The organism is Campylobacter sp. S4:11 (assembly GCF_024723695.1).
GTDB lineage: Bacteria > Campylobacterota > Campylobacteria > Campylobacterales > Campylobacteraceae > Campylobacter_D > Campylobacter_D jejuni_C.
On the sequence record NZ_JANQDC010000016.1, the window covers coordinates 12,859 to 32,853 of the forward strand.

Below are 19,995 nucleotides of genomic sequence, written 5' to 3' on the forward strand. Positions count from 1 at the left end.
CAATAAAAATTTAAAAAAGGTAAAAATATGCAAGAAATTACAACACGTTTTGCTCCTTCTCCAACAGGATATTTGCACATAGGAGGGCTTAGAACGGCTTTATATAATTATCTTTATGCAAGAAAAAATAAGGGTAAATTTTTATTGCGTATTGAGGATACGGATTTAAAAAGAAATTCACAAGAAGCTACACAAGCTATTATAGAAGCATTTAAATGGTGCGGACTTGATTATGATGGGACGATTGAGTATCAATCCCAAAGATTTGATATTTATAAAAAATACATTCAAAAATTATTAGATGAGGGTAAGGCTTATTATTGTTATATGAGTAAAGAAGAGCTTGATGAGTTAAGAGCTAAGCAAGAAGCAGCTAAAGAGCGCCCAAAATATGATGGTAGATATAGAGATTTTAAAGGAACTCCGCCAAGTGGTATTGAGCCTGTAGTGCGTATAAAAGCACCACAAAGTGGAGAGATTAAATTTATAGATGGTATTAAAGGCGAGGTTAGTTTTAAGGCTGAAGATATTTTAGATGATTTTGTAATCGCAAGAAGTGATGGTAGCCCAATTTATAATTTAACCGTTGTAATTGATGATGCACTAATGGGTGTGAGTGATGTTATAAGAGGAGATGATCATTTATCAAATACTCCAAAACAAATCGTTCTTTATGAGGCACTAGGCTTTAAAATTCCTAAATTTTACCATGTGGCTATGATACATGGTGAAGATGGTAAAAAACTTTCTAAGCGTCATGGAGCAACTGATGTGATGGAATATAAAAATATGGGAATTTTACCTCAAGCCTTGCTTAATTTCTTAGTACGTCTTGGTTGGAGTCATGGTGATGATGAGATTTTTTCTTTAGAAAGTATGCAAGAACTTTTTGATCCAAATCATATCAATAAAAGTGCTTCTTGTTATAATTTTAAAAAGCTAGAATGGCTTAATGCTCATTATATTAAAACTTTACCTTTTGAAGAAATCAATAGACAATTAAAAGATTTAGGATTTGATTTAAGTCAGTATGAAAAAGCAGGATTTTTACTGGATATGTTAAGAGAGAGAGCTAAAACCCTGCATGATATTATTAGCGGGGCTAAAGTGTTACTAAATGACCCAAAAGAATATGATCAAAAGGCTGTAGACAAATTTCTTAATGTAACAAATTTAACTTATTTGGAAAAATACGCTATGGTTTTAAATGAGCAAAAAAATGCTTGTGAATTTGAAGAATTAACTAATCAATTCTTAGAAGAAAATAATCTTAAGTTAAAAGATCTAGCTCAAGCCATACGCATTGCACTCACTGGAAGCTCGGTAAGTCCTAGTATTTTTGAAGTATTAGAATTTTTAGGAGTGCAAAAAGCTAAGCTTAGAATAGAAAATTTACTAACTTACATGAAGGGGAAATAATGAATTTAAAAGAAGAGGCTTTAGAATACCACTTAGGTGGTAAAGTAGATATTGTTGCTAGAAAGCCTATGGATAGTGCGCATGATTTATCCTTGGCTTATTCTCCAGGGGTTGCTGAACCTTGTGTTGAGATAGCAAAAGATGAAACTTTAGCTTATAAATACACTAACAAAGCTAATTTAGTTGCTATAGTAAGTGATGGTAGTGCGGTTTTGGGGCTTGGCAATATAGGAGCAAGTGCAAGTAAGCCTGTGATGGAAGGAAAGGCTTGTTTGTTTAAAAAATTTGCTAATGTTAATGCTTATGATTTAGAAATCAACGCTCATAGTGTAGATGAGATTGTTACTTTTTGTAAAGCTATAGCGCCTACTTTTGGAGGGATCAATTTAGAGGATATTTCAGCACCAAAATGCTTTGAAATAGAAGCTGCTTTGCAAGATCTTGGAATTCCTGTAATGCATGATGATCAACACGGAACTGCAATCATTTCTACAGCAGGATTAATGAATGCTATGGAAATTAGCGGTAAAAAATTTGAAGATATTAAAGTAGTGGTAAGTGGTGCGGGTGCAGCGGGTATTGCAAGTGCTAGAATGTATAGAAATTTAGGGGTTAAAAATATCGTTTTAGTAGATAGCAAAGGTGTGATTAATACCCAAAGAGATGATTTAAATAAATACAAACTAGAATTTGTAAGCGATACTAAAGATAGTACTTTAAGAGAGGCCTTAAAAGGCGCTGATGTATTTTTGGGTTTGAGTGCACCTAAGATTTTAGATGATGAGATGATTTTAAGTATGGCTAAAGATCCTGTGATTTTTGCGCTAGCTAATCCTGTACCTGAAGTAATGCCTGAAGATGTTAAAAGAGTTAGAAATGATGCTATAGTTGGAACAGGTAGAAGTGATTATCCAAATCAAATTAATAATGTTTTAGGTTTTCCTTTTATCTTTAGAGGAGCTTTAGATGTAAAAGCGACTAAAATCACCGAAAATATGAAAGTTGCCGCTGCGAAAGCTTTGGCTGATTTGGCTAAACTTGAAGCAACTGATGAGGTAAAACAAGCTTATGGTGTAGAAGAGCTTAGCTTTGGCAGAGATTATGTGATACCAAAACCATTTGATAGCAGGGTAAAAGCTGTAGTTAGTGCTGCTGTGGCAAAAGCTGCGGTTGAAGATGGAGTGGCTTTGGTAAAAGAATTTGATTATCAAAAATATTTAGCAAGTTTACAATAATTTTTATATATTAAGTTTTATTTAAAATAATTTTTTGAATAAAACTTAATTTTTATTTTCAATCTTTTAGTTTGACTTTTCGATTTATAATTTTCAATCCAATAAAATTAAGTAATAAAATAATTTCTTACACTAAATGTTAAAATTTGATATAAATTTTAGTATTGATTATATTTTTAATTAAATTAATTTATATTTAAGATATTTTTTTATAGGATACTAGTACTTAATCATAGAAAGGCTAAGATGATTTTTGGAAAGATAGATTATCTTAATTTACTCCCTTTACATATCTATCTTAAAAAAACAGCTTTTCCTAGCTATGTTAAGCAAACTACAGAATACAAAAAAGGGGTTCCTAGTAAGCTAAATCGCCATTTGTATTTTAGACGCATTGATGCAGCGATTATTTCAAGTATTGAAAGTCGTAGAAAAAAATACAAAACCTTAAATGTGGGAATTTGCGCAAGCAAAAAGGTAAAAAGCGTTTTAGTGAAAAAACATTCTCAAAGCAAAGAAGATGCAAGTTCTGCAACTTCTAATGCTCTTGCAAAAGTTTTAAAGCAAAAAGGGGAGGTTATCATCGGTGATAAGGCTTTAAAACTTTATTTGCAAAATCCAAAAGATTATATTGATTTGTGTGAATTATGGTATGAAAAGACAAAATTACCTTTTGTTTTTGCACGTTTTTCTTGCGTTAAAAATTTTTCTATTTATAAAAAAATGATGAAAAATTTCACAAAAAGTAAAATTTTCATTCCACAATATATTTTGTTAGATTATTCTAAATCAAGAAATCTTTCTCAAAAGGAAATTAGTGCATACTTAAAGCTAATTTACTACAAAATAGGAACAAAGGAGCAAATGGCGCTAAAAAAATTTTTAGCTAAAACAAGCAGCAAGATACTATAAAAAGGACAATTTATGAGTATGGCTAAACAATATATCAACGAAACTTTAGAAAAAATTCAAACAATTTCCCCAAGACAACCTATCTTTTTTCAAGCAGTAACTGAGGTATTAAATTCTTTAGAACCTTTACTTGAATCTAATAAAACCTACCAAGATCATGCAATATTAGAGCGTATTGTAATGCCTGAAAAAACAACTATATTTAGAGTTGTATATATTAATGATGCAGGTAAAGCTCAAACACATTTTGGCTATAGAGTACAGTTTAACTCTAGTTTAGGACCTTATAAAGGTGGACTTAGATTTCATCCTAGTGTGAATTTAGATGTTTTGAAATTTTTAGGTTTTGAACAAATTTTCAAAAACTCTTTAACGGGTTTAATGATAGGCGGTGCTAAAGGTGGAGCAAATTTTGATCCTAAAGGTAAAAGTGAAGCAGAAATTATGCGTTTTTGTCAAGCTTTTATGGCTGAACTTTCAAAAATCATAGGTGCAAGTACTGATGTGCCAGCGGGTGATATAGGGGTTGGTGCTAGGGAAATTGGATATATGTTCGGAGCTTATAAGAAAATTAGCTCTAATTTTGATGGAACCTTAACGGGAAAGAGAATTCCATGGGGTGGAAGTTTAGCAAGAACAGAAGCAACAGGATATGGTTGTGTGTATTTTACTCAAGAAATGCTAGCAAAATATAACAATGCATTAGAAGGAAAAGAGTGTGCAGTCTCAGGTAGTGGAAATGTGGCAATTTATACCATAGAAAAATTACACCAACTTGGAGCAAAAGCAATCACAATAAGCGATAGTGATGGATTTGTTTATGATAAAGATGGAATAGATTTGGATTTATTAAAAGAAATTAAAGAAGTAAAAAGAGCTAGGGTGAGTGATTATGCAGTGCTTAAAAAAGGTGCTGTTTTTACTCCAAAAAGTGCATATAAACAAGGTTGTAATGGAGTATGGAGTATACCTTGTGATATAGCTTTTCCAAGTGCTACGCAAAATGAGTTAAATTTAGAGGATATTAAAATCTTATATCACAATGGTTGTCGCATGGTAGCAGAGGGGGCTAATATGCCAAGCACACTTGAAGCGATTGATTTTATGTTAAATCAAAAAGACTTTTTATTTGCTCCAGCTAAAGCTGCAAATGCAGGTGGAGTAGCGACTTCTCAACTTGAAATGCAACAAAATGCAAGTATGTGCCAATGGAGTTTTGAGGAAGTTGATGCAAAATTGCATAAGATTATGAAAAATATTTTTGAAAATTCATATGAGTGTGCAAAAGCTTATAATCATGAAGGAAATTTAGTAGTAGGCTCAAATATAGCAGGCTTTAAAAAAGTAGCTGATGCGATGATTGATCATGGTTATATTTAAAAAAGATGGCTTAAATGCCATCTTTAACGCATATAAAAAAAGCTTGTTATTTGATTAGCAATTTTTTCCTCTAAAGACTCTTTGGCTCTGTCTATATTGCTAAGATAAGCAGTTCTTGCTAAAAGCGAGGTGCTTTGAGTAGAGTTTTTGGAGCTAATTTGTAAATTAACTTGTAAAAGATAGTAATTTTCTACTTCCATTTCAAAAACATCATCTATTTTATCAAAGTCATTATAAAAAAATCTCGCATTAGAAGCAATTAGTCTTTGCGCATAGGAAAATTTCTTAAAATCCACTATATTGATGTAAATTTTATAATCACTTTGTTCATTATTTAAAATTAATCCTAAATTTTGTAATTTTTGAGTGAGCTTAGCTTCTAAATTTGTGTTTAATTTTGAAGGGTTGTTGATGTGTAAAGAAAAACTTTGATTTTTATTAGCATGCAGGAAAATACCTTCATTGTTTGTTTGGATAAAAGTTTGCATAGGGCCTGTGCAAGCACTTAAAAATAGTGCAAGCACAAGTAAGAAAAGATTATTTTTGAGCATCGATTATGGTTGGTACGGCACGAAGACCAAGTTTAGAGTATTTTGCAAAAGTTTCTCTTACTGCTTTAACTTCAGCTTCACTAGGTTTTTTATAATCTTTTAAATTTTTATCATAGTATTTTTTCATGATAGCAATTTTTTGTGCATCGTCTTTAGTATTTTTACTTTCTTTATAAATTAATGCAGATTTTTCAAAAGCACTAGTATCATGGATAGGGGTTAAGATAAATTTCACTTGATGGGTTTTTAGTGTTTCTTCTATTTTATCTAAATGCATTCTACAATATGGACATTCTGGATCACTAAATACATAAAGTAAAGGTTTATTTTTATCGCCTAAAGAAATAAACATTTTTTCTTTTTTAAGTTCCACTAGAGCTTTTTTTGAAAATTCAGCTTGTTGTTTTTCCATAAGTTTTGCTTGATAAATTTGAGAATAAAACTCACCTTTTTTTACATCAATTACTTCAGTTGTGATGATATTATCTTGAGTGAAAACGATTTCTTGGAAATTTTTACCACTAATTTCAAAATTAACTATCACAGCTTCAAAGTTAGTATCAGGAATTTTTTCTCTACTAGAAACACTAATGTTTGCATTTGATAAATTTGGATTTTTTTTAAAAAAATTAATAATTTCTTCATTACTTGCAGCAAATAAAGAGCTAGCAAGAGTTAAAAGAGCTAAAGATTTTTTCATTTTTTTCCTTTATTTTAAATTTTTATACATTATAAAATGTAAATTTTAACACTTAGGCTTTTAACATTCTTTTTTCCTCAATTTTTATCACTTGAGGATAGTTTTTATCAAGGTATTCTAAATAAGCTATGGCATATTTTCTTGAAATTTGAAAATGATTTTTTACAAAAGCTACATCTAAATGATGATTTTGTAAAAGTTTTAAAAACTCTTGCATGAGATTTTCAAGAGCATTTTTTTCTATAAAAAGATTATGCGCTAATCTTTTGACTTTGTTTTCTTTAGTGAGTTTTTTTAAGATAAGATCTCCATTTTTCCTATCAAGTTCTAAATACTCATAAAGATTATAAGGTGCGGTAGGTTTTATACCTTCTTTTTTTAAAATTTCATAAAGCTCACAATGAGCCTTTTCTTGCAATTTTTCAAAATCTTGTCCTTTTAAAAACCATATGCCATCTTTAAAATCTAATTTTTCTTGCATTTGCTTGAGCACATAAGCACAAAAGCTCTCACTTGCCCAGCTAAGCCTTAAGGCGATAGAATGAGGAGAGATTAAAGCATAAGGATTTTTAGAGAAAATAAAATTAATAAATTCTTTTAAAGTTTGCATAGCATTTAAATCATACACATTTAAAGCTTGCTCATCGACAAAAACATGATCTAAACTTTTTGCTAGGTTTAGGGCTTGCTCATGAGTGAGTTTAAAGCGTTGATAACTTGAAAGTAAGCCAAAGCCAAGTTTGTGAGTTTGTTTTAAAAACTCAAATACTTTTTTAAAATCTTTTTGTTCTAAAAGTGCTAGATACTTAGCTTTTATATCTTTTTTTAAAGGCTCACTCACTGCATTTAATACCACGCCACCACTTTTAATACGCCCATTTTCAAGCAAGATAAATTTATCATCAAAACACAAAGGTAAGTTTTTATCAAACTCTAAGCTAATATAAGTTTTATCTTCAAATTCTTTGATTACATTAATTTTTGCATTAAGCTTTTTTGAGCCACTACAAAATTCTAAAATACTCCCGTGTTTAATCTCTGTATTAAAAACTACTCCATCGATACTTTTAAAGCTTTTAAAAACACCTTTTTTGCTTAATACATAGCCTTTTTTTAACTCATGATAATCACAATTTAAACTCAAGGCAACCCTATTATAAGCTTTTGCTTCTAAAACATTTTCTTCATGAATTTGTATATTTTTTACAATGATATCTTTTTGATTTTCAAGGCAAAAGATTTTTTCGTTTTTGCTGATTTTTCCTTCATTTAAGCTTCCTGTTACTACCGTTCCTATACCTTTTAGAGAAAAAACCCTGTCAATGTAGTATCTAAAAATCAAATTTTCATCATTTTCTTTAGGCTTTAAACTAAGTAGATAGTTTTTTAAATTTAATATACTTTGCTCATCATAAATGCTTGTTGGAAAAACTTTTAAGATATTGATTTTAAAGGCTTTTAATTCTTTTAAAAGCTCTACTTGTTTTTGTGCTAAATCCTTGCATAAATCAACCTTACTCAAAATAAGCACCACATCTTTTACGCCTAAAAATTCCAAAACCCTTAAATGCTCTATACTTTGAGCCTTTAAACCCTCGTTTATATCTATGACAAACATACATACTCTAAAGCCAAAAGCACCACTTATCATAGTTTTAATCAAACTTTCATGCCCAGGCACATCAATAAAAGCAATGTTTAAATTTTCACTTTTTAAATTTGAAAAGCTAAGATTAATCGTAATGCCTTTTTCTTGCTCTTCTTTTAAATCATCACCCTCAAAACCATTTAAAGCTTTAATAAGCGAAGTTTTACCATGGTCAATATGCCCAGCAGTGCCTATGATGATACTATGCATGAAATACCTCTTTAATAATGCTTATTATTTTATTTAAATCTTTTTCTAAAATACTTCTAAAATCTAGCACAAAATGCCCATTTTCAACACGGCCGATCACGCCTTTTTTTCTAAATTTTTCTTGTAAAAGCAAAGCTTTTTCATCAAAACTTAACACAAAAGTATCTAAGCTTTTATCAGGCATAGATCCACCACCTACTAAACTTTTAGAAGCTTTCAACTCACATTTAATAGGAATTTTTTCTTTGACAAAGAGTGCCTTTTTTTCTATGGTTTTTAAATCATCATTTAAAAGTTTTAGCGTAGGAATTTTTTCATATTCTTTTTCTAAGTATGCTTTGGTAGTTTCATTTAAAAAAGCTAGAGTGATTTTATCAACCCTTAGCATTCTTAGAAGTTGATTTTTTTTTAATTGTTGAATGTATTTTTTCTTTCCAAGTATAATGCCTGCTTGAGTAGAACCAAAAAGTTTATCACCGCTAAAACTTAAAATATCACAATATTTTAAAAGCTCTTTTGCACTCGGCTCATTTTTACTAAGTTGTTTATTAATCTTTTCACACCATCCAGCACCCAAATCATAATAAGATATGAGTTTTTTCTTTTTTGTTAAAGCGTGAATTTCACTTAAGCTCACCTCTTCAAAAAATCCTTTAAAAGCAAAGTTAGAGCGGTGGGTTTTCAAGATCATTTTAGTATTTTCATTGATAGCTTTTTCATAATCATATAAATGAGTTTTATTAGTCGTGCCTATTTCTTTTAGCTTAACACCAGCTGCTAGCATAACTTCAGGAATTCTAAAATTTCCCCCAATTTCAACTAACTCACTTCTTGAAGTAATAACTTCCTCATTTTTTGCTAAGGTGTTTAAGATCAAAAATACAGCCGAGGCGTTATTATTTACAACCAGACAATCTTCGCAATCAAATAATATTTTTAAATTCGCACTAAGTGCGTCATACCTTGAACCTCTTTTACCACTTTGCATGTTAAACTCTAAATTAGAATAAGAGCAGATGATTTCTTTAGTTCTTTCAAAAATACTCTCATCAATAATGCTACGACCAAGATTAGTGTGTATGATAACTCCAGTAGCATTGATTAAACTTTGGCTTTGCATATTTAAAAACTCATCAATACTTTGAGTAATTTTACTTAGCAAATCTTGCAAGCTAAAATTTAAATTTTCATTTTTACTTAGTTCTTTTTTACAATTTGAAACAACTATTTTTGCAAAATGAGATCTTAAATACAAAGGGTAGCTAGCCAAGTTTTCATCATTTATAAGCGTGTTTATGGGTGGAAAATTTCTAAATTTGTTCATCTTAAACCTTAAGAATAAATTAGTAAAATTATAACTTTTTTATAATGAAATTTATATAATTAAGATTAAAAAATTTAAAAGAGAGTGTTATGAAAGATTTTGTATTTTTAGAAAATGAAGATTTAATTCCTTTAAGTGATAATATTAGCATAGTTCAAAAAGCCTGTAACGAAGAAGTTTTTATAGGAAATTCAAAGCTTTTAAACCCTGAAGTTTATGCACCTGAGATTAATTTTTACCTTAAAAATTCACAAGATGATGTGCTTAAAAAAGCCAAAACTATTGAGTCTTTATATAAGATTAGATCTAAAGTTTATGATTTAGGGCTTGATTTAGAATACACCAAAGAAGTGGGTAAAAATGTAATTATTGTAAGCAATGAGGATCAAAATGAGCTTATAGAAAGCCTAAAAAAACAAGAATACAAGGTTTTAAAACTAAGCAATGAGCAATGTTTGGGTGTTTTAGGTTGCGTGGGCGAGCTTTGCGTGATAGCTTTAAAAGATGATGAGCAAGTAGAGATTGATTGTGATTTTTTCTTATATGATGTAAAAAAAGAAAGTTTTGATCAACAAAGTGGTTGTTATGATTTAACTACTTTAAGTCAAGAAGAACTTATAAAACTTTTAAATTCTAATTCTCCAAAATATAAATTTAGAAATTATATTAGTTATGATGATAGCATTTGTCAATACCATGAAAGAAGAAGTATTCATTGTGGAAAATGTGCTGAAATTTGTCCTAGTGTGGCTATTTTAAAAGATGATGAGCAAAGAAAATTAGAATTTTCTCATGTGGATTGTTTAAGCTGTGGTGATTGTGTGGGGGTTTGTCCTAGTGGGGCGCTTGATTATGCACCTATGCCACGCAATAGTTTTTATGAAATTTTAAAATTTTATGAAGATAAAATCATTTTAATTATCCCTGAGAAAATGTCTATAGAAAATTTAAATATCACTTTAAAAGAAGATGTAATGCCTTTTATGATTAAAGGCGAAAACTATCTTGATCAAGCACATTTTTTAGCTATGCTTCAAACAAGTGGTGCGAGTGTGATTTTTTATAGTGATGGCTTATCGCAAGGTGCTTTAGAAGTGATAGCTTTGATGAATGAAATTTTTCAAAGAAAATTTAAACAAAATGCAATTTTTCTAGCTAAAGATGAAAAAGAACTTTTAGAGGCTATAAAACAAGCGCATTTTATAGAAAATCTTAAATTTATATCTTATAATCCTGCGCTTTTAAAAAGAGAAGATTTTGCTATAAGATTAAGAGAGCTTATAAAAGAAGAAAATTTAGGCAATATCCCAAGCAAAGAATGGATACGCTATGGAAAAATCACTATCAATACAGATACCTGTACCTTATGTCTTTCTTGTGTGGGAGCTTGTAATGTAGGAGCTTTAGTGGCTGATGCTAAGGATAATTCTTTGAAATTTAATGCAAGCTTATGTACTACCTGTGGATATTGTGAGGCAAGTTGTGCTGAAAAAGATACTTTAATGCTTCAAAGAAGTGGGATAGATCTAGAAAAAGAGTATTTTTCTTTTATGGTTTTAGCTCAAGATGAACTTTTTGCCTGTGTAGAGTGCGGGAAAGAATTTGCTACTAAAAAGGCCATTGAAAAAATTGCTAGCATTATGAAGCCAAGATTTATGGGCGATGAGGCTAAGATAAAAACACTATATTGCTGTGCTGAATGTAAAGCAAAAGTAATGATACAAAGTATGAATGTGCTTTAAGCCAAAAGGCTTAAGCACTAAGTTTTAATCCCACCACTCCAGTGATGATTAAAATAATAAAAATGATTTTATTAAGAGTAATTGCTTCTTTAAAGATTAAAAATCCCACCACGCTAACTAATGCCAAACCACAACCTGCCCAAGTTGCATAAGCTATGCTTAAATCAATTTTTTTCAAAGCATAAAATAAACCTACTAAAGAAAATGAAAAAAACACCGCAAAAACGATTAAATAAAGATTATTTTTACTTATGCTTGCATACTTCATCGAGCTTGTTGCAATCACTTCAAAAACTATACTAATTGCTAATACTAACCAATGCATTTTATATCCTTTTAAATTAATTTAAAAATGAAACTATAAAAGGATAAAAGGTGGTGCAGTAGGGGCTATAAAATAACCACAAGATAATCTTATCTTCCATTTTGTCCATAAGCTAGTGTAAAATTTTAAGATAAAAAATCCATAAGTCATTTATAACCTTATAATAATTTATCTTATTTTAGCATTGTTTTTTATATCTTAGTTAAATTTAGCGCAAAAGCTTTTTGACTTAAAAGCACTTCATCATTTTCTTTAAAATCTTTAGCTTCTAAAGGACTTAGCACTACTTGGCTGATTTGATTACCTATGGCAAGTATGGCTATAAATATGCTATCTTGTTTTTGTAGTTTTAAAATGCGTGCTTTTATGGCAAATTTTTGCGAGCCTTGTGTCTTTAAAAAAACTTCATTAGGCGAGCCTTCTTTGATGATGGCTCCATTTTCTAAAATGATGACTTTGTTAGCTAGTTTATAAACTTCACTTACATCATGGCTGATTAAAATAGTAGTGATTTTATAAGTTTTATGTATATTTAAAAGATAATCATGCAAGTGTAGTTTTATCTCATTATCTAAGGCACTAAATGGCTCATCTAAAAGTAAAAGTTTGGGTTTTTGCATAATAGCTCTTGCTAAAGCTACGCGTTGTTTTTGTCCCCCGCTTAGTTCTAAAATATGACTTTTTTTGTGTTTGCTTAAATCTAAAAGTTCTAAAAGCTCATTAGCAAATTTTAGATCTTTTTTGGCAAAAAGTAAGTTTTGCTCTACATTCATATTTTCAAATAAAGCATAATCTTGAAAAACAAAGCCAAGTTTTCTTTTTTGTGGGCTTAGAAAGTTTTTATCATCAAAAAATATCGTATCATTAAAAGTGCAAATTCCTTGTGCTTTTTCAAAACCTGCTAAAATTCTCAAAAGCGTAGTTTTGCCACTGCCACTTTTTCCAAAAATAGCACAAAAATCTCCTTCTTTAACTTCAAATTTAACCTTAAGTTTAAATTCTTTTTCTTTATTTTTAAAGATTTTTTCAAAGTCAAGTTTTAGCATAAATACTCTTTGATAAATAAAGCACTAGGATGTACATAAGCAAATACAAAATTATTTTTTTTATAATTTTGCTCTAAAAACTCATGGGTACTAATTTGAGCTTCAAAAGTACAAATTTCATTTTCTAATCTTACGATAGTGATGATTTGTCCTTGAAAAATATCAATGATTTTTGCATAAAAGGTATTTAAAAATGAGTTTTCTAAATTTTTTTTACTAAGCAAGCACTCACTGCTTTTAAAAGCAAGTAAAACTTCTTGATCAATGCTTGCTTTTTCATCAAGTTCTAAAGCAAGCATAAATAATTTATGTTTATTTATAAGAAATTCTACCCAGTTTATATTTTCATGATTTTTTATAGTGTTTATTTTAGCTTTAATCATGGGATATTATAGCCATAAGCTTTGAAAATTTCCTTAGCCTTTTTGCTTAAAATAAAATCATAAAATTTCTTAGCTTTGGCATTATCTTTACCATAAGAAGTGATGATAATACCTTGATTGATTGGTTCATAAAGCTTTGGATCAATTAAAATATAATTTTTTCCTTCTTGGAGTTTATAAGATTTTAGCGTATCTTCATATAAAGCACTTGCTGCTATAAAACCCACATCGGCTGCTTTTAATGTTTGAGTAAGTGCTTCTCCTATAGATTTTGCCTCGATGATTTTAGCTTTTGTTTGCTCATAAATTTTAGCATTTTGTAAAGTTTCTATGCTAGCTTGACCATAAGGAGCAGCTTTGGGATTAGCTATGGTGATGATTTTTACTTTTTCTTCTTTAAGTGTGTCTAATCCTTTGCTTAAATCCATTCTAACACTGAGTAAAGCTAAAGCTCCTTGAGCATAAATAACAGGTTTTGTGCTAGCAAAATTATCATCATACAGGCTTTGTGCAAATTTCATATTTGCAGCCATAAATATATCAAATGGCGCACCATTTTTAATTTGTGAGACTAAATTTCCACTAGCGCCTAAGCTTATATTGATACTAATATCAGGGTTTTCTTTTTGAAATTCTTTTTGCAAGGCTTTAAAAGCATAAGCTACATTTGCAGCTGCAGCGATATTTACATCAGCGCCATAGCTGAAAATACATAAAAAAAGTAGGGTAAAAATTTTTTTCATTTTTTATCCTTTTGGTAGTAAATTTTGAAAAAATTATAGCTTATTTTTAAAAGCAAAAATAAATTTGTATTTTTTGCATATTTTCTAAGACTTATTTTATAAGCAAATAAAAAATTTTAATTTTTTTAAAGAATATTTTAAAAGCATTTTAATGTAAAAATTTATTTTAATTTTTGTATAATCTGAAATTTCAATTTATAAGATTTAAAGGAAAAAGCTTGTTAAAATATATACTAACTTTGTGTTTATTTTTTAACACTTTGATTTTAGCAAATGACTTTGAAGATTTTGAACAAGAATATCAAAAAAAAGAAGTCAAAGATAGCTTTTATACCTATAATAAAGCTATGAGTAAATTTAATTATGATCTTTATACTTATTTTTTAAGACCGGTTGTGCTTTCTTATAAAAGTGTTACTCCAAGCTTTATAAGAACAGGTGTGAAAAATGCTTTTGATACTACAAGATCACCTTTTAGATTTATCAATCATCTTTTAAGTTTAGAATTTAGAAAAGCTGGTGAGGAATTTGGAAGATTTTGTGTAAATGTGATTTTTGGTTTTGGTTTGTTAGATAGTGCGAGCAAAACTTCTTTAAAAAGTTATGAAGCTGATTTTGGAACGACTTTGGGTAAATGGGGAGTGGGTAGTGGAGCGCATTTAGTACTTCCACTTTTAGGTCCTTATAATGTAAGAGATGCTTTAGCTTTACCTGTAAATTGGTTTATGGTGCCTGAGGGGTATATTGAGAATTTTTGGGTTGGTGTGGGTGTAAATGCTGCATTAAAACTCAATGAATTAAGTTTTGAGTATGAAAAAATAGATGATATTTACCAAAATAGTGTAGATTATTATACTTTTATACGCGATGCGTATGAACAAAGACGCCAAGAACTCATCAAATAAGGAGATAAAATGAAAAAAATCATAGTTTTGCTTTGTAGTGTAGTATTTGCTTTTGCTCTAAATTTGCAAGATATTTCTAAAACTATGCAAGAAAAGATCGATGAGAGTTTAAAAATTTTAGATCAAAATAAAAACAATAAAGCTAAAGCAGCGGAAAAAATCTTTGCTTTATTTGATGGTGTTTTTGATTATGAGCTTATGGCTAAACTTAGTCTTTCTACAAGATATGAAAAATTAAGCGAAAACGAAAAAAATGAATTTAACAAAGCTTTTGAAAAAAACCTTAAAAAAAGTTTCACAGATAAGCTTGCTTTGTATGATTCTCAAAAATTAAAAGTGATTAATTTAGAAGAAAAAAACAAAAGAGTCTTTTTGAAAACTTCTATGATGGTAGATGGCAAAGAAAATTTTGTAATCTTTAAATTTTATGATAAAAATAATGATTGGCAAATTTATGATGTAGATATTTTTGGTATAAGTATCATACAAACTTATCGCTCACAATTTAAAGATGTCTTGCAAAATGGTGATTTTAAAACCTTGCTTGAAAAGCTTTCTAGTGTTGATTTTTCTAAATAATGCTAAGTAAAATTTTAAAAATCTTTCTTAATTTCCCAAAGCTAACTTTGGGGATTACTTTAGTCTTTTGTATATTTTTTAGTTTTTTTGCTAAAAATTTAAGTGTTGATGCAAGTGCTGAAAGCTTGCTTTTAGAGCATGATGAGGGTTTGAAACTATATAGAGAAGTTTCAGCGCGTTATGGTAATGATAATTTTTTAATGCTTGCTTTTGCTCCTAAAAATAAAGATATTTTTACTAAAGAAAATTTAGAAACTATAAAAAACTTAACCCTTGATTTAGAAAAAATCAATGGTGTGCAAAAGGTATTTTCTATCGCTAATGCGCCTTTGCTTGCAAGTTCTAAAGGCAAAGAGTTAAAAGAGCTTATCCAAAATATACCTAATATTTTTAGTCAAGATGTGGATATTAATCTGGCTAAAAAAGAAATTTTAAACCAACCCTTTTATAAAAATAATATCATCTCGAAAGATGGAAAAACAACGGGAATTTTGATTTATCTAGCACCTGATCTTGTTTATAATGACTTGATTAATTCAAGAGATAATGCAAAAAGTGAAAATGAAAAAGAGCATTTTAGAGCCTTGATTAAAAAACACCAAGAAAGCTCAAGGGAATTTAGCGCAAAAAGATTAGAAAAAATCACTAAAATAGTATCTAAATATAGTCAAAATGGAGACTTTTTACACCTTGGCGGTGTAGAAATGATTGCTAATGATATGATTAATTATGTAAAAAGTGACTTAAAAATTTATGGACTTAGTTTAGTAGGACTTTTATTTATAGCACTTTGGTGGTTTTTTGGCTCTTTGCGTTTGGTGTTTTTGGCTTTGGGAATTTGTGTGATTTCACTTTTTACTTCAAGCGGGATTTTCGCGCTTTTGGGCTTTGATATTACTGTGGTATCTTCAAACTATGTAGCTTTAGTGCTTATTATCACTGTTTCTGTTGTGATACACTTAATCGTGCATTTTATAGAAAATTTACACAAACACCCAAAAGCTAGTGTTTATAAGCTTTTACTCTCAACCTTACTTGATAAAGCAAGTCCTAGCTTTTTTGCTATTTTAACCACAGTTGTTGGGTTTTTAAGTTTTGTTTTTTCAGATATTGAGCCTATTATTAAACTTGGTATTATGATGAGTCTTGGTATCAGCGTGAGTTTGATTTTAGCTTATATTTATTTTGCAAGCATTTTGGTATTAATGCCACGTTTAAATTTTAAAGAGCTTAATCAAAATTCGTTGAAATTTTTAAGTTTTTGTGCAAATGTAAGTTTAAAACATAGAAAAGTTATCTATGGCATAAGTTTATTTTGTGTGGCTTTTGCTTTGTATGGAATTTTGCAAATTAAAGTAGAAAATAGCTTTGTGAGTTATTTTAAAGATAGTTCTAGGATTAAACAAGGTTTGTTGATTATAGATAAAGAACTAGGTGGAACTATGCCTTTAGATGTGATTGTCAAATTTAAGCAAGGTCCAAAACAAAATGAAAGTTTAGATGAGTTTGAACAGGAATTTGATGATTTAGCTAAGGATGATAGGTATTTTTTTAGTAGTGAAAAAACAAGAATAGCTGCTAAGGTTCATGAGTTTTTAAGTAAGCAAAAATATGTAGGTTCTGTGCTTAGCTTGCAAAGTTTGCTAGAGCTTGGAAAAAGCATTAATGATGGTAAGGCTTTAGATGATTTTGCCTTAGCGTTTTTATATGAAAATTTAGATGAGAATTTTAAAAAGCAAGTTTTAACCCCTTTTGTAAGTGTAGAAAATAATGAGTTGCGATTTAGCGTGCGTATGCTAGATAGTGATCCAAATTTAAGACGCGATGTTTTTTTAAAACAGCTTGAAAAAGACTTAAAAGAGCTTTTGCAAAATGATAATGTAGAGGTTAAAATCAGTGGTATTATGCCTTTATATAATAATATGCTTCAAAGTCTTTTTTCATCACAATTTGACACTTTAGCCTTTGTGGTGCTTGTTATTTTTGCTTTATTTGTGGTGATTTTTAGAAGTTTTGTTTACGCTTTTGTAGCGATTTTGGCCAATCTCATACCTTTAGCTTTGGTATTTGGCTTAATGGGTATTTTGAATATACCACTTGATATTATGAGTATTACCATAGCTGCTATTTGTATCGGAATAGGGGTTGATGATATGATTCATTATATTCATCGTTTTAAAGAAGAATTAAAACATAAAAGCTTAGAAGAGGCTATAAAAGCTTCGCATATAGGCATAGGAAGTGCGATTTATTATACTAGTGTTACGATTATTCTAGGTTTTTTAGTGATGATTAGCAGTAATTTTATCCCAACGATTTATTTTGGTTTGCTTACGGTTTTAGCTATGAGTTTGCTTTTATTTGGTTCGCTTTTTTTATTACCAAGTTTTATTTTAAGCTATCATTATCTTAAGCAAAATTATAATAAAGTAAAATCCAAATCACATAAACACCAAAAGCAATAAGCATATATTTTATAAATTGTTTTATCAATGCTCCATTTTTTCTAATACTCTTAAGATATAAGTAGCAAACATTAGCGCTTGTGAGCGGTGTGAAATTTTTAATTTTACTTGCTCATCTAATTCACCTAAAGTTTTATCAAAACCCTTTGGGATAAATAAAGGATCATATCCAAAGCCATTATTACCTCTTGGAGTATCAATAGCAAGGCCATGCATATATCCATGCGTGCTAAAATGTCCATATTTTGAGCTTATGGCTATGGCTGCAGTGTAAAAAGCTTTGCCTTGATGTAAGTTTTTTTCATGTAAAGATTGGATGAGTTTGTTTCTATTGGCCTCATCAGTGCCTTCTTGAGAGTATCTTGCAGAAAAAATCCCTGGTGCATTGTCTAAAGCCTCTACGCTTATACCACTATCATCACTTAAGGTGATAAATTCATCTTGTTTTTTGCCTAAAGCATTAAAAATAGCTTTAGATTTTATCAAAGCATTTTCTTTAAAACTTGTGCCATCTTCGATGATTTCAAAAGGGGTGATGATTTCATTTAAGGCATAAATTTCGTAAGTAGTTAAAAATTTTTTGATTTCTTCTACTTTGTGTGCGTTAGAAGTTGCTAGAATGATTTTTAATTTTTTCTTCATAAATTACTCTTTTTGTTTTGACTTTAAAAAAAGTTTATCAAAATCATAGTAAAATTATCCTTTATAAGGAGAAAAGATGTTAAAAACCGTTTTACCTTTGTCTTTTATTGTAGGAACTAGATTTTTTGGATTGTTTATAGTTTTACCGGTTTTAAGTTTATATGCTTTAAATTTAAAAGGAGCCAATGAGTTTTTAGTAGGGCTTTTAGTAGGTGTGTATGCTCTAACCCAAATGGCATTGCAAGTTCCTTTTGGTATTATTTCAGATAAAATAGGGCGTAAAAAAACTATGTTAATAGGACTTGTGGTGTTTATCATAGGTTCTTTGGTGTGTTCATATGCTGATGATATTTATACAATGATGTTTGGAAGGCTTTTACAAGGAGCAGGAGCCATAGGAGCAGTAGCTACTGCTATGATAAGTGATTTTATCAATGAAGAAAATCGTGGTAAGGCTATGGCTATCATGGGTTCATTTATAGGACTTTCTTTTGCAGCTTCTTTAGTGCTTTCTCCTTTAATGAGTGCTAAATTTGGACTTTCAAGTTTGTTTGATTTAAGTGCGATTTTGAGTTTAATTTGTATCGTGCTTTTATTTAGCGTTGTGCCAAAAGAGCATACAATAGTACATGAAAATACTAAAACTCCATTAAAAAAACTTTTAAAAGAAAAAAACTTAGCTTTGATGAATCTTACTAATTGTATGCAAAAAATGCTTATGAGTATTGCGTTTTTAAGTATTCCTTTGGTTTTAGTACATGAGTTTAATTATCCAAGTGAGAATTTATGGCATGTTTATGTTAGCTCTATGGTGCTTGGGTTTTTAGCTATGGGTTTATCAGGATCTTTAGGAGAAAAAAGAGGCTTAAGCAAAGAAATATTGCTTTTAGGTGTGGCATTTTTCATCATTGCTTATATTATATTTGCTTTTTCACATAATGCTTTAGTGTTTATGGTGGGTGTTGTAGTGTTTTTTATAGGATTTAATTTACATGAGCCTATTATGCAAAGTTGTGCGAGTAAATTTGCTAAGGTAAATGAAAAAGGTGCGGCTTTGGGTGTGTTTAATGCTTTTGGCTATTTTGGAAGCTTTTTAGGTGGTGTCGTTGGAGGGTATTTTTTACACCATTTTAGTTTAGTTACTCTTGCTTTTATTTTGATAGCTTTGTCTGTAATTTGGTTTGTGTTACTTTTGTTTTTACAAAGTCCAGCAGATTTTAAAAACGTCTATTTATCTTTAGAAACAAAACATGATTTAAATAATATTAAAGGTATAAATGGAGTTTTAGATGTGTATAAAAACTCTAAATTTTTAGTGATTAAATATAATAAAAAAATCACCAATGAAGAAGAACTTAAGTCTAAAATTTAGTTAAGCATTTCTTTATAAATATAATATTATCATACATAAATTTTTATTAAAGGATTTATTATGTCAATATTAACTCCACGGGGGGGGGAAATCGAATAATTTTGATTTAACTCCTTCTTATAAAAAACTTTCAAAACAAATTCTTCTTTCAAATATAGTTGTATCAATGCTATTTTCTCCACTAATGGCTTTACCTAGTGGAGGTAAATTTACTCATGGGACTAGTGGAAGTATAAACACTAATGGTAATAATATGAACATTGTAGGTAATGGAAAAAACTCAGTCATACAATGGGGTGGTGGCTTTAGCATAGGTAAAGGTGAAAGTGTAAACTTTGGAGGTAAAGACAAAAACTACCTAAACATTGCTCATGGAACAGATAAATCTACCATAGAAGGTGTATTAAATGCAAG

The 19,995-nt window shown here is 29.7% G+C and carries 18 protein-coding genes and 1 pseudogene; 10 read left to right on the forward strand and 9 right to left on the reverse strand.

The annotated features are described in order from the left end of the window. The first annotated feature begins 27 nt into the window (after nt 1–27). The 4 genes from gltX to gdhA all read left to right on the forward strand — a co-directional run bounded on the left by gltX (nt 28) and on the right by gdhA (nt 4,946). Nucleotides 28–1,419 (forward strand): glutamate--tRNA ligase, encoded by a 1,392-nt coding sequence (gene gltX, locus CAMP5053_RS06350; protein WP_039642190.1) that lies wholly within the window; start codon nt 28–30, stop codon nt 1,417–1,419. Further along, nucleotides 1,419–2,654, forward strand: coding sequence for a malic enzyme-like NAD(P)-binding protein (locus tag CAMP5053_RS06355; protein ID WP_214100208.1), 1,236 nt, complete (start codon nt 1,419–1,421; stop codon nt 2,652–2,654). Before gltX ends, CAMP5053_RS06355 begins: the two co-directional genes overlap by 1 nt. A 246-nt stretch (nt 2,655–2,900) precedes the next feature. Continuing rightward, the gene (locus CAMP5053_RS06360) at nt 2,901–3,566 is read left to right on the forward strand and encodes an MqnA/MqnD/SBP family protein (RefSeq protein ID WP_087700479.1); all 666 of its coding nucleotides are present in this window, start codon (nt 2,901–2,903) and stop codon (nt 3,564–3,566) included. A 12-nt stretch (nt 3,567–3,578) separates the two neighbouring features. Further along, complete coding sequence (gene gdhA, locus CAMP5053_RS06365) at nt 3,579–4,946, forward strand: NADP-specific glutamate dehydrogenase (RefSeq protein WP_337217500.1); 1,368 nt, start codon at nt 3,579–3,581, stop codon at nt 4,944–4,946. A gap of 23 nt (nt 4,947–4,969) precedes the next feature. On the opposite strand, the gene CAMP5053_RS06370 is transcribed toward gdhA, so the two are convergent. From CAMP5053_RS06370 to selA, 4 genes are read right to left on the reverse strand one after another with little or no spacing between them, the layout of a single operon-like run. Then, a complete protein-coding gene (locus CAMP5053_RS06370) occupies nt 4,970–5,497 on the reverse strand; it encodes a hypothetical protein (RefSeq protein WP_087700477.1) in 528 nt (175 codons plus the stop codon). Next, nucleotides 5,484–6,197: a thioredoxin fold domain-containing protein gene (locus CAMP5053_RS06375; protein WP_337217501.1), complete on the reverse strand. Its 714-nt coding sequence runs from the start codon at nt 6,195–6,197 to the stop codon at nt 5,484–5,486. Before CAMP5053_RS06375 ends, CAMP5053_RS06370 begins: the two co-directional genes overlap by 14 nt. A gap of 52 nt (nt 6,198–6,249) precedes the next feature. Next, nucleotides 6,250–8,055, reverse strand: a complete 1,806-nt coding sequence (selB, locus tag CAMP5053_RS06380) for a selenocysteine-specific translation elongation factor (RefSeq protein ID WP_087700475.1) — start codon at nt 8,053–8,055, stop codon at nt 6,250–6,252. Beyond that, nucleotides 8,048–9,379 carry an L-seryl-tRNA(Sec) selenium transferase gene (selA, locus tag CAMP5053_RS06385; RefSeq protein ID WP_337217502.1) on the reverse strand — a complete coding sequence of 444 codons (1,332 nt, stop codon included), beginning with the start codon at nt 9,377–9,379 and terminating at the stop codon, nt 8,048–8,050. Before selA ends, selB begins: the two co-directional genes overlap by 8 nt. A gap of 89 nt (nt 9,380–9,468) precedes the next feature. Here selA and CAMP5053_RS06390 point away from each other — a divergent pair, with 89 nt between their 5' ends. Beyond that, nucleotides 9,469–11,121 carry a 4Fe-4S dicluster domain-containing protein gene (locus CAMP5053_RS06390; protein WP_337217503.1) on the forward strand — a complete coding sequence of 551 codons (1,653 nt, stop codon included), beginning with the start codon at nt 9,469–9,471 and terminating at the stop codon, nt 11,119–11,121. Between the two features lie 10 nt (nt 11,122–11,131). Here CAMP5053_RS06390 and CAMP5053_RS06395 read toward each other — a convergent pair whose 3' ends face one another. The 4 genes from CAMP5053_RS06395 to modA form a co-directional block, all read right to left on the reverse strand. Beyond that, the gene (locus CAMP5053_RS06395) at nt 11,132–11,446 is read right to left on the reverse strand and encodes a DMT family transporter (RefSeq protein WP_087700472.1); all 315 of its coding nucleotides are present in this window, start codon (nt 11,444–11,446) and stop codon (nt 11,132–11,134) included. A 191-nt stretch (nt 11,447–11,637) separates the two neighbouring features. Further along, nucleotides 11,638–12,492 (reverse strand): ABC transporter ATP-binding protein, encoded by an 855-nt coding sequence (locus CAMP5053_RS06400; protein WP_337217504.1) that lies wholly within the window; start codon nt 12,490–12,492, stop codon nt 11,638–11,640. After that, a complete protein-coding gene (locus CAMP5053_RS06405) occupies nt 12,486–12,875 on the reverse strand; it encodes a hypothetical protein (protein ID WP_214135939.1) in 390 nt (129 codons plus the stop codon). The genes CAMP5053_RS06400 and CAMP5053_RS06405 overlap by 7 nt, the downstream gene beginning before the upstream one ends. Then, on the reverse strand, nt 12,872–13,618 hold the full coding sequence (gene modA / locus CAMP5053_RS06410; RefSeq protein WP_337217505.1) for a molybdate ABC transporter substrate-binding protein: 747 nt from the start codon (nt 13,616–13,618) through the stop codon (nt 12,872–12,874). Before modA ends, CAMP5053_RS06405 begins: the two co-directional genes overlap by 4 nt. Before the next feature lie 218 nt (nt 13,619–13,836). On the opposite strand from modA, the gene CAMP5053_RS06415 reads away from it, so the two are divergent. From CAMP5053_RS06415 to CAMP5053_RS06425, 3 genes are read left to right on the forward strand one after another with little or no spacing between them, the layout of a single operon-like run. Continuing rightward, a complete protein-coding gene (locus CAMP5053_RS06415) occupies nt 13,837–14,523 on the forward strand; it encodes an MlaA family lipoprotein (RefSeq protein WP_087700468.1) in 687 nt (228 codons plus the stop codon). A 9-nt stretch (nt 14,524–14,532) separates the two neighbouring features. Beyond that, nucleotides 14,533–15,102: a Tgt2/MlaC family protein gene (locus CAMP5053_RS06420; protein WP_261530410.1), complete on the forward strand. Its 570-nt coding sequence runs from the start codon at nt 14,533–14,535 to the stop codon at nt 15,100–15,102. Continuing rightward, nucleotides 15,102–17,567, forward strand: coding sequence for an MMPL family transporter (locus tag CAMP5053_RS06425; RefSeq protein WP_087700466.1), 2,466 nt, complete (start codon nt 15,102–15,104; stop codon nt 17,565–17,567). Before CAMP5053_RS06420 ends, CAMP5053_RS06425 begins: the two co-directional genes overlap by 1 nt. A 24-nt stretch (nt 17,568–17,591) precedes the next feature. On the opposite strand, the gene CAMP5053_RS06430 is transcribed toward CAMP5053_RS06425, so the two are convergent. Further along, nucleotides 17,592–18,209 (reverse strand): non-canonical purine NTP pyrophosphatase, encoded by a 618-nt coding sequence (locus CAMP5053_RS06430; protein WP_337217506.1) that lies wholly within the window; start codon nt 18,207–18,209, stop codon nt 17,592–17,594. A gap of 76 nt (nt 18,210–18,285) precedes the next feature. Between CAMP5053_RS06430 and CAMP5053_RS06435 the strand changes: the two genes are divergently transcribed. Beyond that, complete coding sequence (locus tag CAMP5053_RS06435) at nt 18,286–19,581, forward strand: MFS transporter (RefSeq protein WP_337217507.1); 1,296 nt, start codon at nt 18,286–18,288, stop codon at nt 19,579–19,581. 166 nt (nt 19,582–19,747) lie between these two features. Next, nucleotides 19,748–19,995 (forward strand): annotated as a pseudogene (locus CAMP5053_RS06440) (filamentous hemagglutinin N-terminal domain-containing protein); the annotation flags it as partial.

Bases quoted from the DNA above. Each gene is read 5' to 3' on its own strand.
- gltX (WP_039642190.1), top strand. From the start codon at position 28: ATGCAAGAAATTACAACACGTTTTGCTCCTTCTCCAACAGGATATTTG.
- CAMP5053_RS06355 (WP_214100208.1), top strand. From the start codon at position 1,419: ATGAATTTAAAAGAAGAGGCTTTAGAATACCACTTAGGTGGTAAAGTA.
- CAMP5053_RS06360 (WP_087700479.1), top strand. From the start codon at position 2,901: ATGATTTTTGGAAAGATAGATTATCTTAATTTACTCCCTTTACATATC.
- gdhA (WP_337217500.1), top strand. From the start codon at position 3,579: ATGAGTATGGCTAAACAATATATCAACGAAACTTTAGAAAAAATTCAA.
- CAMP5053_RS06370 (WP_087700477.1), bottom strand. From the start codon at position 5,497: ATGCTCAAAAATAATCTTTTCTTACTTGTGCTTGCACTATTTTTAAGT.
- CAMP5053_RS06375 (WP_337217501.1), bottom strand. From the start codon at position 6,197: ATGAAAAAATCTTTAGCTCTTTTAACTCTTGCTAGCTCTTTATTTGCT.
- selB (WP_087700475.1), bottom strand. From the start codon at position 8,055: ATGCATAGTATCATCATAGGCACTGCTGGGCATATTGACCATGGTAAA.
- selA (WP_337217502.1), bottom strand. From the start codon at position 9,379: ATGAACAAATTTAGAAATTTTCCACCCATAAACACGCTTATAAATGAT.
- CAMP5053_RS06390 (WP_337217503.1), top strand. From the start codon at position 9,469: ATGAAAGATTTTGTATTTTTAGAAAATGAAGATTTAATTCCTTTAAGT.
- CAMP5053_RS06395 (WP_087700472.1), bottom strand. From the start codon at position 11,446: ATGCATTGGTTAGTATTAGCAATTAGTATAGTTTTTGAAGTGATTGCA.
- CAMP5053_RS06400 (WP_337217504.1), bottom strand. From the start codon at position 12,492: ATGCTAAAACTTGACTTTGAAAAAATCTTTAAAAATAAAGAAAAAGAA.
- CAMP5053_RS06405 (WP_214135939.1), bottom strand. From the start codon at position 12,875: ATGATTAAAGCTAAAATAAACACTATAAAAAATCATGAAAATATAAAC.
- modA (WP_337217505.1), bottom strand. From the start codon at position 13,618: ATGAAAAAAATTTTTACCCTACTTTTTTTATGTATTTTCAGCTATGGC.
- CAMP5053_RS06420 (WP_261530410.1), top strand. From the start codon at position 14,533: ATGAAAAAAATCATAGTTTTGCTTTGTAGTGTAGTATTTGCTTTTGCT.
- CAMP5053_RS06425 (WP_087700466.1), top strand. From the start codon at position 15,102: ATGCTAAGTAAAATTTTAAAAATCTTTCTTAATTTCCCAAAGCTAACT.
- CAMP5053_RS06430 (WP_337217506.1), bottom strand. From the start codon at position 18,209: ATGAAGAAAAAATTAAAAATCATTCTAGCAACTTCTAACGCACACAAA.
- CAMP5053_RS06435 (WP_337217507.1), top strand. From the start codon at position 18,286: ATGTTAAAAACCGTTTTACCTTTGTCTTTTATTGTAGGAACTAGATTT.